Genomic DNA, 16,635 nt, shown 5'->3' with positions numbered 1-16,635 from the left:
TCAAGCCTGCAATGCCGTCAATGCTTCCCGCCACACCGCCTGATCCCGTGGCTGACCCGGGTCCATCATCTCCGCGAAGCGGATGGCGCCCGCCCGGTCGACCACGAACGTGCCACGATTCGGGTAACCGGCCTCGTCGTTGAACACGCCGTAGGCCTGGGTGACCGCGCCGTGCGGCCAGAAATCCGACAGCACCGGGAACGTGAATCCGCTTTCGACGGACCAGATCTTGTGCGTCGGGGTCGGGCCGACCGAGATGGCCAGCGTTGCCGTGTCGTCGTTCTCGTACAGCGGCAGCTTGTCGCGAATCTCCCCCAGTTCGCCTTCGCACACGCCGGTGAACGCCAGCGGAAAGAAGACCAGCAGCACGTCTTTGACACCGCGGTAGGAGCTGAGTGTGACCGGCCTGCCGTTCTGGTCCCGGAGCGTGAAATCGGGCGCCGGGGCTCCCACAGCCAGCATTATTGCCGCTTGCCTGCTGCCTTCGATTTCGGCTGCACCAGCCGGCTCGCCGTCCAGTCCCCCAATTTGGCCGACGAGGTCTGCATCAGACCGGCCGTCGGCGCCGATTCGGCGATCTCGGCGGGCTGCACATGCCCGGCCTTGCCGGTCTTGGGAGTAACCACCCAGATCACGCCGTCCTCGGCGAGCGGAGTGATGGCGTCCATGAGCCGGTCGACGAGATCCCCGTCGTCGTCCCTCCACCAGAGCATTACGACGTCGACGACTTCGTCCGAATCCTCATCGAGCAGCTCGGAGCCGCACGCTTCCTCGATGTCGGCCCGGATGTCGTCGTCGCTATCCTCGTCCCACCCCAGTTCCTGGACTACCTGATCCTTGTGGATGCCCAGTATTTGGGCGTAGTTCGGGCCTGAGTCCGTACCCGCCGCCGCGACCACCGTCGGTCCTCCTTACCTTTCTTCGAGCCTCTCTCAAGACTTGTCGGTTGCTCGTTCATCTGCGCATGTTGCGTGTTGCGACCTATCGTCGCACGACGGCGCACCACCGCGGGTGCCCGGCGGGCCACTTTGTCGCCCCACCGGTCAGTAAGCCTTGTCGCATCGGGTCAGCGCATTCTCTCGGGCGGTGTTCGATCGGTTGGACGCCGCATTGAACTCATCTGGGCCGACGTGGTCGGAAATGGCGGCGACGAGAGCCCTCGCCGAGTCGATCCACTCGGTCAGCGCGTCGCGCAGATCCGGTGACAGCGCGTCGGACAGACCCGAACTGACCAGATCGGCGCTGCGGTTCAATCCGTCGATCGCGGGACCGGCCTTGGCCGCGGTGTCACCGCCGTTGTTCACCGCTTCGACGTAGCCGTTGACCGCGTTGACCGCGTCGACGGCCGAGGTGCTGAGGTCCTCGCACACGGTGTGCACCGCCCGCGTGGTCAACGAGGCCTGACGTTCGGATTCGCGGGTCACCGAGCTGGCCGAGGATTCCTCGATCGAGGCCTTCACCGACGCCCGATACTCGGGAGCCACCGCGGAATCGACCTGTGCGTTACCGCCGGTAACGGAGGTACAGCCCACCACGACCATCGCGATCACCGCGGCGCCACCGAATGCGCGCGCGGCGATCCGCGCCTTTGCCCCAAACTGCCCATCAACCGGCACGATCTGCAGACGTTACCGGTTCGGAAAGCAACCGATGGGTAACTTGCGCAGCGCCACCCCCAGCGGCACGGAGGCGGCAAGATAGGTGGACGATAGAAGGTGCCACAAGCACTGTCAGTAGTAACCGCCTAACAAGGAGCGGAAGTTGACCACCGAGTTCGTGCGCCAGGATCTGGCCCAAAACTCCTCTACCGCAGCCGAACCCGACCGGGTTCGGGTGATTCGCGAGGGAGTTGCCTCCTACCTTCCCGATATCGACACCGACGAGACCGCGGAATGGCTGGAGTCGTTCGACGAGTTGCTGGAGCGATCCGGCCCGGCACGGGCCCGGTACCTGATGTTGCGACTGCTGGAACGCTCACGCGAGAAGCGGGTCGCCATCCCCGCGCTGACGTCGACCGATTACGTCAACACGATTCCCACCGAACTGGAGCCCTGGTTCCCCGGCGACGAGGACGTCGAGCGACGCTTCCGCGCCTGGATCCGGTGGAACGCGGCCATCATGGTGCACCGCGCTCAGCGCCCGGGAGTCGGTGTGGGCGGCCACATTTCGACGTACGCATCCTCGGCGTCGCTGTATGAGGTCGGGTTCAACCACTTCTTCCGGGGCAAATCCCACCCCGGTGGCGGTGACCAGGTTTTCATCCAGGGCCACGCCTCCCCCGGCATCTATGCGCGCGCGTTCCTCGAGGGCCGGCTGACGACCGACCAACTGGATGGTTTCCGCCAGGAGCACAGCCATGCCGGTGGCGGTCTGCCGTCCTATCCGCACCCGCGGCTGATGCCCGACTTCTGGGAATTCCCCACTGTGTCGATGGGCCTGGGCCCGATGAACGCGATCTACCAGGCCCGGTTCAACCACTACCTGCACGACCGCGGCATCAAGGACACCTCCGATCAGCACGTGTGGGCGTTCCTCGGCGACGGCGAGATGGACGAGCCGGAGAGCCGCGGCCTGATCCAGGTGGCCGCCAACGAGGCGCTCGACAACCTGACCTTCGTCGTCAACTGCAACTTGCAGCGCCTGGACGGCCCGGTGCGCGGCAACGGCAAGATCATCCAGGAGCTGGAGTCGTTCTTCCGCGGCGCGGGCTGGAACGTCATCAAGGTGGTCTGGGGCCGCGAGTGGGACGCCCTGCTGCACGCTGATCGCGACGGTGCGCTGGTCAACCTGATGAACACCACGCCCGACGGGGATTACCAGACCTACAAGGCCAACGACGGCGCCTACGTGCGCGATCATTTCTTCGGCCGCGACCCGCGTACCAAGGCCCTGGTCGAGCCGATGACCGACCAGGAGATCTGGAATCTCAAGCGCGGCGGTCACGACTACCGCAAGGTGTATGCCGCCTACCGCGCCGCGATGGAGCACAAGGGCCAGCCGACGATCATCCTGGCCAAGACCATCAAGGGCTACACGCTGGGCAGCCACTTCGAGGGCCGCAACGCCACGCATCAGATGAAAAAGCTTGCGCTGCAAGACCTCAAGGATTTCCGCGACGTCACCCGCGTGCCCATCAGCGATGAGCAGCTCGAGCAGGATCCCTACCTGCCGCCGTACTACCACCCCGGGCCCGAGGCACCCGAGATCCGGTACCTGCTGGACCGTCGCCGCGCGCTGGGCGGATTCGTCCCGGCACGGCGCAACAAGTCCACGCCCTTGGCGCTGCCGGCATCCGATGCGTACTCCGCCTTGAAGAAGGGCTCGGGCAACCAGGCCGTGGCCACCACCATGGCGACGGTGCGCACGTTCAAGGAACTGTTGCGGGACAAGAACATCGGCCCGCGGCTGGTGCCGATCATCCCCGACGAGGCCCGTACCTTCGGCATGGACTCGTGGTTCCCGAGCCTGAAGATCTACAACCGCAACGGGCAGCTGTACACCTCGGTCGACTCGGCATTGATGCTGGCGTACAAGGAGTCCGAGGTCGGCCAGATCCTGCACGAGGGCATCAACGAGGCGGGGTCGACATCGTCGTTCACCGCGGTGGGCACCTCGTACTCGACCCACAACGAGCCCATGATCCCGATCTACATCTTCTATTCGATGTTCGGGTTCCAGCGCACCGGTGACGGGCTGTGGGCGGCGGCCGATCAGATGGCCAAGGGATTCGTGCTCGGGGCGACGGCCGGACGCACCACCCTGACCGGTGAGGGCCTGCAGCACGCCGACGGACATTCGCTGCTGCTGGCGTCGACCAACCCGGCCGCGGTGACCTACGACCCGGCGTTCGCCTACGAGATCGCCCACATCATCCAGAGCGGTCTGCAACGGATGTACGGCGAGCACCCCGAGAACGTGTTCTTCTACATCACCATCTACAACGAGCCCTACGTTCAGCCCGCCGAGCCGTCCGATCTGGACACCGAAGCCCTGTTGCGGGGCATGTACCGCTACCGGCGGGCAGCGGAGAAACGTACGAATACCGCGCAGATCCTGGCGTCGGGAGTATCGATGCCCGAGGCGCTCCGGGCTGCCGACATGCTGGCCGAACACTGGGACGTGGCGGCCGACGTGTGGTCGGTGACCAGCTGGGGCGAGCTCAACCGCGAGGGTGTGGAGATCGAGCGGCACCGTCTCCGGCATCCCGATCAGCCGGCCCGCACGCCGCATGTGACCAGCGCGCTGGCCGACGCGGCCGGTCCGGTGGTGGCGGTGTCGGACTGGATGCGGGCAGTGCCCGAGCAGATCCGGCCCTGGGTCCCCGGTACCTACATCACGCTCGGCACCGACGGCTTCGGATTCTCCGACACCCGGCCGGCCGCTCGGCGCTACTTCAACACCGACGCCGAGTCGGTTGTGGTGGCAGCGCTGGAGGGGCTGGCCCGGGACGGCGAGATCGATCCCTCGGTGGCCATCGCGGCGGCCAAGCAGTACAAGATCGACGACGTGTTCGCCGCCGCGGTGTCCTACGTCGACACCGGAAGCGCCTAGGCGAGTTCTCGGGCGGGCGGTCGTTCCATAAGAGAACGACCGCCCGTCTGAGTAGGGCTGTTGGAGGATTCCACCAGAAAACAGGCGTACCTTTTAGGGGTGCCTGACAACAACCGGTTCGTTCCGCCCAAGTCGACCGTCGAGGTCCTCGCGAGCGTGCCCGACTCGGTGTTACGCCGGCTGAAGCAGTATTCCGGCAGGCTGGCCACCGAGGCCGTGCACGCGATGGCCCAGCGCCTGGACTTCTTCTCCGATCTCGACGCGTCGCAGCGGGCCAGCGTGCAGCTGGTGGTCCAGACCGCCGTGGTCAACTTCGTCGAGTGGATGCGGGATCCGGCAAGCGATGTCAGCTACACCGCTCAGGCCTTCGAGGTGGTGCCCCAGGATCTGCGTCGCCGTATCGCCTTGCGCCAGTCGGTCGAGATGGTGCGGACCTCGATGGAGTTCTTCGAGGAGGTGGTGCCCCTGCTGGCCCGGTCCGAGGAGCAGCTCAACGCGCTGACGGCGGGCATCCTGCGGTACAGCCGGGACCTGGCGTTCGCGGCGGCCAGCGCCTACGCCGACCAGGCCGAGGCTCGCGGCGCCTGGGACCTGCGAATGGAGGCCAACGTCGTCGACGCGGTGGTGCGCGGCGACACCGGACCCGAGCTGCAGTCGCAGGCCGCGGCGCTGAATTGGGACGCGACCGCGCCGGCCACGGTGATCGTGGGCCTGCCGCGCAAGGACCGGTTGGACCTGGCTCGCGACGACATCCACGATGTCGTGAAGCGCAACGACCGGGCAGCGCTGTCGGATGTGCACGGAACCTGGCTGGTCGCGATCGTGTCGGGCCCCCTGTCACCGACCGACCGCTTCCTGGCCGACCTGCTGTCGGTGTTCGCCGACGGTCCGGTGGTGATCGGGCCAACCTCCCCGACGCTGACCGCCGCGCACCGCAGCGCCACCGAGGCGATCTCCGGGATGAACGCGGTGGCGGGGTGGACCGGCGCACCCCGGCCGGTGTCGGCGCGTGACCTGTTGCCCGAACGGGCCCTGCTGGGCGATGCGACCGCCATCGCGGCATTGGAAACCGAGGTCATGCGCCCGCTGGGCGATGCCGGCCCGGCCCTCACAGAGACTCTCGACGCATTCCTGGACTCCGGCGGCGCCATCGAAGCTTGCGCCCGCAAATTGTTCGTTCATCCAAACACGGTCCGCTACCGGCTCAAACGGATCGGCGACTTCACCGGCCGCGATCCGGCCGTGCCCAGGGACGCCTACGTGTTGCGCGTCGCCTCGACAGTCGGCAGGCTGAGCAAACAGGCATACCAGCCGAGCACGCCAAATGGTGGAACCACGGTGATACCGGCGATTCGCCCGGCTCATTCCACCCGACAACGGGCCTGAACTGGCCTCACCGAGCGATCGAGGGGCTGTGACATATTTCGCTGCGGTGAAGGCAACGTCGCATAACATGCACTTTTGTAGGGAACCTACAAAAACATAAGACAAGGTTCATAATCTCTTACACCCCACAAAACCGTCTTCACAGTGTTCTCTTAAAGACGTGCCTCAACCCGTGCTCGCATTGCTTGCTCCCGGCCAGGGATCGCAGACGCCCGGCATGCTCTCCCCTTGGCTGGAGCTGCCCGGTGCCGCCGATCGCCTCGCCACGTGGTCGCAGATCAGCGGCCTGGATCTGGCGCGCCTGGGAACCACTGCCACCGCCGAGGAGATCACCGACACCGCGGTGACTCAGCCGCTGGTGGTGGCCGCCACGCTGCTGGCCTACGAAGAACTGGCCAAACGCGGTCTGCCCGATACCGCCGAGACTCTCGTGGCGGGTCATTCCGTCGGCGAGATCGCCGCTTACGCCATCGCCGGGGTCATCTCCGCCGATGACGCCGTCAAGCTGGCCGCCACCCGCGGCGCCGAGATGGCCAAGGCCTGCGCCGTCGAGCCGACCGGCATGGCGGCGGTTCTCGGCGGCGACGAGGCCGAGGTACTGGCCCGGCTGGAGTCACTCGACCTGGTCCCGGCCAACCGGAACGCGGCCGGCCAGATCGTGGCCGCCGGCGCCGTCGCGGCACTGGAGAAGCTCGCCGAGGATCCGCCGGCCAAGGCCCGCGTCCGTAAGCTGGCGACCGCGGGCGCGTTCCACACCCATTACATGGCTTCCGCGCTGGACGGCTACGCCGCCGCAGTTCGAGAGGTAACAACCGCTTCGTCCTTGAGGCCGAACACGACCCTCCTCTCGAATGCGGACGGTCAGCCGGTCACGTCAGCCGCCGACGCGATGGAGAAGCTGGTGTCCCAGCTGACCAAGCCGGTGCGCTGGGATCTGTGCACCGCGACCATGCGAGACCGTTTCGAGAATGCCGAGCGCCCCGGGATCGTGGAGTTCCCGCCCGCAGGCACCCTGGCCGGCATCGCCAAACGTGAACTGAAGGGCACCCCGGCCCGGGCCATCAAGGCCCCAGCAGACCTGGACGGCTTGGACGAGCTCTGAGTCCAGCGACAACTGAATATCGAAAAAACGAACGTCCCGGAATGTCCTCCGTACCCGGAGGGCGCGATCAACAACAAGAAGGAGCCATTGTGGCCGCCAGTCAAGAAGAAATCATCGCCGGTCTCGCCGAGATCATCGAAGAGGTCACCGGCATCGAGCCGTCTGAGGTGACCCCGGAGAAGTCCTTCGTCGACGACCTGGACATCGACTCGCTGTCGATGGTGGAGATCGCCGTGCAGACCGAGGACAAGTACGGCGTGAAGATCCCCGACGAGGATCTGGCCGGCCTGCGCACCGTCGGTGACGTCGTCTCCTACATCCAGAAGCTCGAAGAAGAGAACCCCGAGGCTGCCGCCGCCCTGCGCGAGAAGTTTGGCTCGGAATGACCAGACCTTCCACTGCTAACGGAGGCTTCCCGAACGTCGTGGTGACCGCCGTGGAGGCCACCACGGCGCTCGCTGCTGACATCGAGAGCACGTGGAAGGGCCTCCTGGCCGGAGAAAGCGGCATCCGTGAGTTGACCGACGACTTCGTCACCAAGTGGGACCTTCCGGTGCGTATCGGTGGCCACCTGGTCGATGACGTGGACAGCCACTTGACGCGCATCGAGCTGCGACGTAATTCCTACGTGCAGCGCATGTCGCTGGTGCTGGCCCGACGGCTGTGGAAAAACGCCGGAGCGCCCGAGGTCGATCCCGATCGGTTCTCCGTCGTGATCGGCACGGGCCTCGGCGGTGGCGAGAAGATCGTCGAGACCTACGACGCGATGAACGAGGGCGGCATCCGCAAGGTCAGCCCGCTCGCCGTTCAGATGATCATGCCCAACGGTGCGGCCGCGGTCGCCGGTCTTGAACTCGGCGCCCGCGCCGGGGTCATCACGCCGGTGTCGGCGTGTTCGTCGGGATCTGAGGCCATCGCCCACGGCTGGCGCCAGATCGTGATGGGTGATGCGGACTTCGCCGTCGTCGGCGGCGTGGAAGGCGGCATCGAGGCACTGCCGATCGCGGCGTTCTCGATGATGCGCGCCATGTCGACGCGTAACGACGATCCCGCAGGGGCGTCCCGGCCGTTCGACAAGGACCGTGACGGATTCGTGTTCGGCGAGGCCGGCGCGATGATGATCATCGAGACCGAGGAGCATGCCCTGGCCCGTGGCGCCAAGCCGCTGGCCCGGGTGATGGGTGCAGGCATCACCTCGGACGCATTCCACATGGTCGCTCCGGCGGACAACGGTCAGCGTGCCGGTGCCGCGATGAAGCGGGCGATGGAAACCGCGGGCCTGGACGCCAAGGACATCGATCACATCAACGCTCACGGCACCGCCACCCCGATCGGTGACACAGCCGAGGCCAATGCCATCCGCGTTGCCGGATGCGAGAACGCCGCGGTCTACGCGCCCAAGTCGGCGCTGGGTCACTCGATCGGCGCTGTCGGTGCACTGGAGTCGGTGTTGACGGTGCTCGCGTTGCGCGACGGGGTGATTCCCCCGACGCTCAACTACGAGACACCGGATCCTGAGATCGATCTCGATGTGGTTGCAGGCGAGCCTCGTTATGGCGACTACAAGTACGCCATCAACAACTCGTTCGGGTTCGGTGGACACAATGTGGCTCTGGCCTTCGGACGGTACTGAGGCCGGCGCACAAAACCTGATCGGTGGCCCCGAAAGGTAGCCCCGGACGGTAAAGAACCGAGGGAAAGCACGGAAGGAAGAACTCCGTAAATATGGCGGGATTGTCCACTGGGAATGGTCTTCCCAATGTGGTTGTCACCGGCGTAGCCATGTCAACGGCGCTGGCAACCGATGCTGAGAGCACGTGGAAGAAGCTGCTCGACGGTCAGAGCGGCATCCGCAAGCTCACTGATTCGTTCGTCGACGAGTACGACTTGCCGGTTCGCATCGGCGGCCACCTCCTCGAAGAGTTCGACTCCGAGCTGACACGCGTCGAACTGCGCCGGTTGTCATATTTGCAGAAGATGTCGACGGTCATCGGCCGTCGGGTGTGGGCCAATGCCGGCTCCCCCGAGGTCGATGCCCGCCGTCTCATGGTGTCCATCGGCACCGGTCTGGGTTCTACCGAAGAGCTCGTGTTCGCCTACGACGGAATGCGGACCAAGGGCCTTCGTGCGGTGTCGCCGCTGGTGGTGCAGATGTACATGCCCAACGGCGCGGCAGCCGCGATCGGACTCGAGCGCAAGGCCAAGGCCGGGGTGTGCACCTCGATCTCGGCCTGCGCGTCGGGTTCGGAAGCGATCGCCAACGCGTGGCGGCAGATCGTCCTCGGTGAGGCCGATATGGCGATCTGCGGTGGTGTGGAAACCAAGATCGAGGCCGTGCCGATCGCCGGCTTCGCACAGATGCGCATCGTTTTGTCCAACTCCAACGACGATCCCGAAGGCGCCTGCAAGCCCTTCGACAAGGATCGCAACGGTTTCGTCTTCGGCGAGGCCGGCGCCCTGATGGTGATCGAGACCGAGGAGCACGCCAAGGCCCGCGGCGCCAACATCCTGGCCCGGATCATGGGAGCGAGCGTGACCTCGGACGGCTATCACATCGTGGCCCCCGACCCCAACGGCGAGCAGGCCGGTCATGCCATGACCCGGGCCATCCAGCTGGCGGGTCTGCAGCCCCAAGACATCGACCACGTCAACGCCCATGCCACTGGCACCAGCGTCGGCGATGTGGCCGAGAGCAAGGCGATCAACAACGCGATGGTGGGCCACAAGCCCGCGGTCTACGCGCCCAAGGCGGCGCTGGGCCATTCTGTCGGTGCGGTCGGTGCGGTGGAGTCCATCCTCACCGTCCTGGCGCTGCGCGACGGCGTGATCCCTGCGACGCGCAACCTGCACAACCTCGATCCGGAGATCGATCTGGATGTGGTCGCCGGTGAGCCGCGGCAGGGCAATTACAAGTACGCAATCAACAATTCGTTCGGATTCGGTGGGCACAACGTCGCGCTCGCCTTCGGAAAGTACTGAGCTTCCGAACTACGGCGACCCAGCGCTTTCCATTAAAGGAGACCCTATGACGATCATGGCCCCCGAGGCAGCCGCCGAATCACTCGACCCGCGCGATCCGCTGTTGCGCCTGCAGACGTTCTTCGACGACGGCAGCGTCGAACTGCTCCACGAGCGGGACCGCTCGGGCGTGCTGGCCGCGGCCGGTACGGTCAACGGCGTTCGGACGGTTGCGTTCTGCACCGACGGCACCGTCATGGGTGGGGCCATGGGCATCGAGGGCTGTGCCCACATCGTCAATGCGTATGACACCGCGATCGAGGAGCAGAGCCCGATCGTGGGCATCTGGCACTCGGGCGGCGCGCGGCTGGCCGAGGGCGTCAAGGCGCTGCACGCGGTCGGTCTGGTCTTCGAGGCGATGATCCGGGCGTCCGGCTACATCCCCCAGATCTCGGTGGTCGTCGGATTCGCCGCCGGCGGTGCGGCTTACGGGCCCGCCCTGACCGACGTGATCATCATGGCTCCGGACAGCAAGGTGTTCGTCACCGGTCCGGACGTGGTGCGCAGTGTCACCGGTGAGGACGTCGACATGGTGTCGCTCGGCGGCCCCGACGCTCACCACAAGAAGTCCGGTGTGTGCCACATCGTCGCCGACGATGAGCTCGACGCCTACGAGCGCGGTCGTCGTCTGGTCGGATTGTTCAGCCAGCAGGGCCATTTCGATCGCAGCAAGGCCGAGGCCGGCGACACCGACTTGGCGGCGCTGATGCCCGAGTCCGCCCGCCGCGCCTACGACGTGCACCCGATCATCGAGGCGCTGCTCGACGAGGGTGTCCCGTTCGAGGAGTTCCAGGGCAAGTGGGCCCCGTCGATCGTTGTCGGTCTCGGTCGGCTGGCCGGCCGTTCGGTCGGCGTGATCGCGAACAACCCGCTGCGGCTCGGTGGCTGCCTGAACTCCGAAAGCGCTGAGAAGTCAGCACGTTTCGTGCGGTTGTGCGACGCGTTCGGCATTCCGCTGGTGGTCGTCGTCGACGTCCCGGGTTACCTGCCCGGTGTGGACCAGGAGTGGGGCGGTGTGGTGCGCCGCGGCGCCAAGCTGCTGCACGCCTTCGGTGAATCCTCGGTCCCCCGCGTGACCCTGGTGACCCGCAAGATCTACGGCGGTGCCTACATCGCGATGAACTCGCGCTCACTCAACGCCACCAAGGTCTTCGCCTGGCCGGACGCCGAGGTCGCGGTCATGGGCGCCAAGGCCGCGGTGGGCATCCTGCACAAGCGCAAGCTGGCGGCTGTCGAAGATGCTGCAGAACGCGACGCGCTGCACGAGGAACTCGCGCTGGAGCACGAGAGGATTGCCGGCGGTGTGGATTCGGCGATCGAGATCGGCGTGGTCGACGAGAAGATCGATCCGGCCCACACCCGCAGCAAGTTGACGCAGGCGCTGGCCGAGGCCCCGCACCGGCGCGGTCGCCACAAGAACATCCCGCTGTAACTCTTCAGCGCAAGGCCTTTCGCGAGCAGACACAGAACTGCCCCTTTTCAAGCGAAAAGGGGCAGTTCTACGTCTGCTCGGCGTGCTACCGCGTGGTGTAGCCGCCATTGGCGAAGATGGTCTGCCCGTTGATCCAGTGCCCCTCGCCGGCGAGGAACACCACCAGCGGGGCGATGTCGGTGATCTCGGTCAGCCGGTTGCCCATCGCCTGCGATTTGTGGAACTCGACCCGCTCCGGAGTCTCCTGCGGATAGAAGAAGGGCGTGTCCATCGGACCGGGGGCCACGTTGTTGACGTTGATGCCGCGCACTCCGAATTCCTTTGAGGCGGCCCGGGTGAAGTGCTCGACGGGACTCTTGGAGCCCGCGTACGTCGAGTAGCCGTCGGTGTAGGCCGCCAGCAGCGCGGTCACGATGGTGACGACCGAGCCATCGTCGTTCAGTCGCCTGCCCGCCTGCTGCAGGAAGAAGTAGGCCGCCTTGGCGTTGATGTCGAACATCGAATCATATTCGGCCTCAGTGGTTTCCACGAACGGCTTGCGCAACACCTTGCCCACGGTGTTGATCGCGATGTCGACGCTGCCGAACGCGTCGATGGCCGTGTCGAAGAGTTTCTCGACGTTGGCCGGCACGGTCAGGTCGCCCTGCACCTTCACGGCCTTCACACCGGCGTCCTGTACTGCCGCCACCGTCTTGTCGGCCTCAGCCTCTGTGGCGGCGCTGTTGTAGTGAACGGCAACGTTGACACCCCTCGAAGCCAACGTCGCGCTGATCAGGCCACCGAGATTCTTGGCCCCGGCAGCAACAATTGCTGATTTCCCTTCCAGTTTGCTCATGCCTCGCAGCGTAGTTTCGCGATCCACATATGAAAAACGCAAAATCCCGAGGTTTCCACAACCGGTACTTGTAGATAGATTGGGGCGGTGACCTCGAAGATCTCCGATCTACGCCGTTTGCGCCAGTTCATCGCGATCGGCGAGGCAGGAAGCGTTACCGCCGCGGCATCCGCGTTGCACGTTAGCCAACAGGCCCTCAGCAGCTCGATGCAGCAACTGGAGAAGGAACTCAACGCCACACTGTTCCGGCGCGAGGGCCGGCGCCTGACGCTCACCCTGGCCGGCGAAGTGCTTCTCACCGAAGGCCGAACACTGCTGGCAGCGGCGCACACGGTGGCCACACGGGTGGAAGAGACCGCCGCGGGCGCGGCCGAGGTCTTTGTCGTCGGCCACACTCCGGCACTCAGCGGCAGCGAAGCCTATACCCACCTCGAACCGGCCATCACCGCGTTCCCCGACACCTCCTTCACCTTCCGCCAGCTCTACCCCGATGAGCTCTCCGCCGCGGTGCTCGATGGCAGCGTGCAGCTCGGTGTGCGCCGAGGCGTGGTCCCTACCAACGAATTGGCCACGGCCGTCCTGGGTTACGACCGGGTACGGCTGGCCGTGCCCGGCGAACACCGGCTGGCCGGCTCGTCCGCCGTCGATATCCACGAACTCGCCGGGGAGCGCATCGCGTTGTGGGCGCCCCCGGGGGCGTCGTACTACAGCGACTTTCTGATGGGCGCATGCCGGCGTGCCGGATTCGAACCCGACTATGTCGTCAGCCGGGTCCAGGGCGCGGCGACCGTCGCCGCCCCACTCACCACCGGTGCCGTCGCGTTCGTCACCACTCCCGCCGGCCCCGCCATGGACGGACGCGTGGTGATCGCCGAGCTGGAACCGCCATTGCTGGTCGGTGTCCAGGCGATGTGGCAGCGCCACACCGGATCGGCCGTGCGCGACCAGATCCTGGCGCACGTCTAACCCACCCGGGTCAGATCCTCGGTCAGTTTGACCGGCACGATCCTGCGCTCCGGATCGTCGTCGGGTACCGGTGCTTTCCACCAGCCCCGCGAACGCTGTTCCCGGTCGACGGTCGAGGCGATGTACTCGTTGCCGCCTTTTCCACCCTCGCGCGCGTGCGGCGGCAGGAAGCGGTAGATACCCTTCCGTGAATTCTCGGGCTCCTGAGCGGGATTGGGGTCGATACGGGTGTACTCCTCGACGATCTCGTCGCCGGAGACCGGCTCTCCGCCGGCGGGTGGCTCACGCAAGAAGGACCTTTCGACGAATGCCAGCCCGGCGCCGCGGGCCTTCTCCAGCATCCAGCACAACGCGATGTCGCTGAGTCCGTGGTCGGCGTTGCCGCCACCCACATCGGAGTGCGATCCGGTGAACCACACCTGCTCCAGACGCTGCGTGGGCGGAGCCATGTTCGACCGGGACCAGACCGTCGGCACGAACGGGCCGCGCCGCTCGTCGATCGCGAGCGCCTGGTAGGCCTCCCCGACCCTCGAACTCAGCGTGGTGTCGTGAAATTCGTACCGCCGGTTGAACCGGCGGGCCAGCCACCCGCCGACCGATGGAATCCCCAGGGCACCAACGGTATCCCAGACCCCGATGAACCGGATATCGGTTTCGTAGGAGTACATCTTCCGGAACAACGCCGCCTCGGCGCTACGCGGACCGGTGGCGGGCCTGTGGTCGCGGTACAACGCGTACGCCTGCTGGATCTGATCAGAATTGTCGCGATGTAGCACTCCCGAGTTGCGGATCAGGCCCGCCGTGCTGCGTGCGGTGAACGCCCCGCGGCTGAATCCGAAGAAATACACCTCATCACCAGGCTGGTAGTTCTGGACGACGAATCGGTAGGTCTGGCAGACATCGCGGAAGAGACCGGCCCCGAAGGCCCCACCGAGCAGGCGGTCCGACCGGGTGGTGCCCACACCCCGGTGATAGAACAGGCGCTGCTCTCGCCCGTCGTCGTCGTGAGAAGACAGCGCCATCGCCACTTTCGCGACGTTGGTGGGCGTGGGCTTGCCGTCCGTTGTCTGATCAGGTGTGTTCCACGTGCCGTCGCAGCACACCACCAGCCGCTTCGCCATGATCGAGCTCCCTTACCGCACAGGTTTGCGCCTCAAGGGTCAGTGTGCTCACGGCGACCGGCCACGCCATGCGTAGTGGACTACTCGACTTCATTGAATTCGGCGATCATCTCGGCGGCTGCCTCAGCCGCGAGGTCCCGGTCGCCGCTCACCAACCCGATGCGCGTACGCCGATCCAGGATGTCGTCGGCCGACAGTGCGCCTTCGTGGCTGACGGCGTACTCGAACTCGGCGCGGATCACGTCGATGCCCTCGGCCACCGGGTCGGTCGGACGCACGCAGCGGGACTGCGCGATCACGTTGGGCGCCTCGGCCCCGTACCGCGCCACCAGCGAGGAGGGCGTCGCATGCGGGGATCGCAGGGTGGAGACCGGATTTGCGGGCGCGCCGACGAGGGGAAGATTGCCCGTGCGGCAGCTCGTCGCGGCCAGCCCGCGCAGAGCCAGCGCCCGGTCCAACACGTCTTGGGCCATGTACCGGTATTCGGTGAGCTTTCCGCCGATGATGCTGATCACCCCGCTCGCGGATTCGACCACGGCGTGCTCGCGGGACACATCGGCGGTATTGCCCTCGCCAGTGTCGATCAGCGGCCGCAGCCCGGCGTACGCCCCTCGTACGTCGGCAGTGGTCAGGTCGGTGGCCAGTGCGGTGTTGACGGTGTCGAGCAGGAACGCGATCTCACCCGGAGTCGGTTGCGGCACATCGGGAATCGGCCCAGGGGCGTCCTCGTCGGTCAGCCCGAGGTAGACCCGGCCGAGCTGCTCGGGCATCGCGAAGACGAACCGGTTCAACTCCCCCGGTATCGGAATGGTCAGGGCCGCTGACGGATTGCCGAACGCTGCGGCGTCGAACACCAGATGCGTACCGCGGCTGGGCCGCAGCATGATCGCCGGGTCGAGATCCCCGGCCCACACTCCGGCGGCGTTGATGACGACACGCGCACTCGCGTCGAAGGATTGCCCGGTCAGTTCGTCGGTCAGCTGCACCGACGTGGCATCGGCGGCACGGGCCGAGACCCGGGTCAGGATGCGGGCCCCGTGCTGCGCGGCGGTCCGGGCGACCGCGGTCACCAGTCGGGCGTCATCGATGAGCTGGCCGTCGTAGGCCAGGTATGCGCCGTCGAGCCCCTCGGTGCGAACGGTCGGCGCCAGTTCGACAGCCCGACGCGCATCCACCCGGCTCGACCGCGGCAGGGCCGACGCGCTGGTGCCCGCAAGCCTGCGCAGACCGTCGCCGGCGACGAATCCGGTGCGCACCAACGCCCGCGACGCGCGTCCCATCGACGGCAGCAGGGGTACCAGCTGCGGCATGGCCTTGACGAGATGAGGTGCATTGCGGGTCATCAGGATTCCGCGCTCGATCGCACTGCGGCGGGCGATCCCGACGTTGCCGGTGGCCAGATAACGCAGACCGCCGTGCACGAGTTTCGAACTCCACCGGCTGGTCCCGAAAGCCAGATCGTGTTTCTCCACCAGCACGACCCGCAGGCCCCGGGTGGCGGCATCCAGCGCGATGCCCGCACCGGTGATCCCGCCGCCGATGACGATCACATCGGCCTGTTCGCCGTCGGCGAGTTCGGCCAATTCGGTTGCGCGTCTTCGGCGGTTGAGCGCTGTGGGACCGGTCACGACGCCAGGTATCCGTTCAGCGCGTGGGTGAGCTCGGCCGCGAGGGCGTCGGCGTCGAGGATGGGCTCGACCATCTGGGCGGACTGGATCGCCGACTGCGTGATGAGCAGGCACATTGTGGCCAGCTGGCGCGGGTCTCCCGACCGGACGCGGTCGTTCTCCTTGCCGACCTCCTGGGCGAGCTTGAGCTCACCGGCCAGTGCGTCGATCAGGATCTGCTGGCTGGTGCCCAGCCGTTCGGCGATGTAGACCATCGCCAACTCCGGTGCGGAGTGCAGGACCGCCATGATCACCTCGTCGCGGCGCAGCCGTCCTGCCACCGTCACCATGCGCGCCACCAGCGCCGCACGACCAGGGCCCTGACTGCCGGTTTCGTCCAGCACACCCACGATCCGCGCGGTGAGCAGCGCGGCCAGGATCGACTGGGTGTCGGGGAAACGGCGGTACACGGTTGGTCGGCTGATACCGGCCCGCCGGGCGATCTCGGCCAGGGTCACCCGGTCCACGCCGAAGGCCAGCACACAGCTGGCGGCGGCGTCCAAGATCTGGTCGCTCAGCGAACGATCGTTACTGATTGACATCATGTGTAATACTGT

General features: G+C 66.3%; 15 protein-coding genes. 8 read left to right on the top strand and 7 right to left on the bottom strand.

The genetic code is table 11. The annotated features are described in order from the left end of the window. The 3 genes from H977_RS0115430 to H977_RS0115420 all read right to left on the bottom strand — a co-directional run bounded on the left by H977_RS0115430 (position 1) and on the right by H977_RS0115420 (position 1,616). Positions 1–462, bottom strand: coding sequence for a peroxiredoxin (locus tag H977_RS0115430; protein WP_029108695.1), 462 nt, complete (start codon positions 460–462; stop codon positions 1–3). After that, on the bottom strand, positions 462–899 hold the full coding sequence (locus H977_RS0115425) for a DUF3052 domain-containing protein (RefSeq protein WP_029108694.1): 438 nt from the start codon (positions 897–899) through the stop codon (positions 462–464). The genes H977_RS0115430 and H977_RS0115425 overlap by 1 nt, the downstream gene beginning before the upstream one ends. A 144-nt stretch (positions 900–1,043) precedes the next feature. Beyond that, on the bottom strand, positions 1,044–1,616 hold the full coding sequence (locus H977_RS0115420) for an Rv2240c family protein (RefSeq protein ID WP_231395969.1): 573 nt from the start codon (positions 1,614–1,616) through the stop codon (positions 1,044–1,046). Between the two features lie 145 nt (positions 1,617–1,761). On the opposite strand from H977_RS0115420, the gene aceE reads away from it, so the two are divergent. The 7 genes from aceE (at position 1,762) to H977_RS0115385 (ending at position 11,489) form a co-directional block, all read left to right on the top strand. Then, positions 1,762–4,551 (top strand): pyruvate dehydrogenase (acetyl-transferring), homodimeric type, encoded by a 2,790-nt coding sequence (aceE, locus tag H977_RS0115415; RefSeq protein ID WP_029108692.1) that lies wholly within the window; start codon positions 1,762–1,764, stop codon positions 4,549–4,551. A gap of 99 nt (positions 4,552–4,650) precedes the next feature. Then, positions 4,651–5,937, top strand: coding sequence for a PucR family transcriptional regulator (locus tag H977_RS0115410; RefSeq protein ID WP_029108691.1), 1,287 nt, complete (start codon positions 4,651–4,653; stop codon positions 5,935–5,937). Between the two features lie 172 nt (positions 5,938–6,109). Continuing rightward, a complete protein-coding gene (locus H977_RS0115405; protein WP_155946682.1) occupies positions 6,110–7,039 on the top strand; it encodes an ACP S-malonyltransferase in 930 nt (309 codons plus the stop codon). Between the two features lie 89 nt (positions 7,040–7,128). Next, on the top strand, positions 7,129–7,425 hold the full coding sequence (acpM, locus tag H977_RS0115400; protein WP_003884427.1) for a meromycolate extension acyl carrier protein AcpM: 297 nt from the start codon (positions 7,129–7,131) through the stop codon (positions 7,423–7,425). Next, positions 7,422–8,672 (top strand): 3-oxoacyl-ACP synthase KasA, encoded by a 1,251-nt coding sequence (kasA, locus tag H977_RS0115395; RefSeq protein WP_029108689.1) that lies wholly within the window; start codon positions 7,422–7,424, stop codon positions 8,670–8,672. The genes acpM and kasA overlap by 4 nt, the downstream gene beginning before the upstream one ends. 92 nt (positions 8,673–8,764) lie before the next feature. Continuing rightward, the gene (gene kasB, locus H977_RS0115390) at positions 8,765–10,018 is read left to right on the top strand and encodes a 3-oxoacyl-ACP synthase KasB (protein ID WP_029108688.1); all 1,254 of its coding nucleotides are present in this window, start codon (positions 8,765–8,767) and stop codon (positions 10,016–10,018) included. Between the two features lie 46 nt (positions 10,019–10,064). After that, positions 10,065–11,489, top strand: a complete 1,425-nt coding sequence (locus tag H977_RS0115385) for an acyl-CoA carboxylase subunit beta (protein ID WP_029108687.1) — start codon at positions 10,065–10,067, stop codon at positions 11,487–11,489. Positions 11,490–11,574: 85 nt separating this feature from the next. Here H977_RS0115385 and H977_RS0115380 read toward each other — a convergent pair whose 3' ends face one another. Then, the gene (locus H977_RS0115380) at positions 11,575–12,324 is read right to left on the bottom strand and encodes an SDR family oxidoreductase (RefSeq protein WP_029108686.1); all 750 of its coding nucleotides are present in this window, start codon (positions 12,322–12,324) and stop codon (positions 11,575–11,577) included. An 87-nt stretch (positions 12,325–12,411) separates the two neighbouring features. Here H977_RS0115380 and H977_RS0115375 point away from each other — a divergent pair, with 87 nt between their 5' ends. Next, positions 12,412–13,290, top strand: a complete 879-nt coding sequence (locus H977_RS0115375; RefSeq protein WP_231395968.1) for a LysR family transcriptional regulator — start codon at positions 12,412–12,414, stop codon at positions 13,288–13,290. Here the strand turns inward: H977_RS0115375 and H977_RS33285 are convergent. The 3 genes from H977_RS33285 to H977_RS0115360 all read right to left on the bottom strand — a co-directional run bounded on the left by H977_RS33285 (position 13,287) and on the right by H977_RS0115360 (position 16,623). Continuing rightward, positions 13,287–14,411 (bottom strand): T6SS phospholipase effector Tle1-like catalytic domain-containing protein, encoded by a 1,125-nt coding sequence (locus H977_RS33285; protein WP_051288880.1) that lies wholly within the window; start codon positions 14,409–14,411, stop codon positions 13,287–13,289. The genes H977_RS0115375 and H977_RS33285 overlap by 4 nt on opposite strands. Positions 14,412–14,491: 80 nt before the next feature. Beyond that, entirely contained in the window at positions 14,492–16,039 is a 1,548-nt protein-coding gene (locus tag H977_RS0115365; RefSeq protein ID WP_029108684.1) for a glycerol-3-phosphate dehydrogenase/oxidase, read from the bottom strand. After that, positions 16,036–16,623 carry a TetR/AcrR family transcriptional regulator gene (locus H977_RS0115360; protein ID WP_029108683.1) on the bottom strand — a complete coding sequence of 196 codons (588 nt, stop codon included), beginning with the start codon at positions 16,621–16,623 and terminating at the stop codon, positions 16,036–16,038. The genes H977_RS0115365 and H977_RS0115360 overlap by 4 nt, the downstream gene beginning before the upstream one ends. Between the last annotated feature and the right edge of the window lie 12 nt (positions 16,624–16,635).

Source organism: Mycobacterium sp. URHD0025 (assembly GCF_000426065.1).
Lineage (GTDB): Bacteria > Actinomycetota > Actinomycetes > Mycobacteriales > Mycobacteriaceae > Mycobacterium.
The sequence above is the reverse complement of the archived record's forward strand: the minus strand, read 5'-3'. Positions and strand labels throughout refer to the sequence as shown.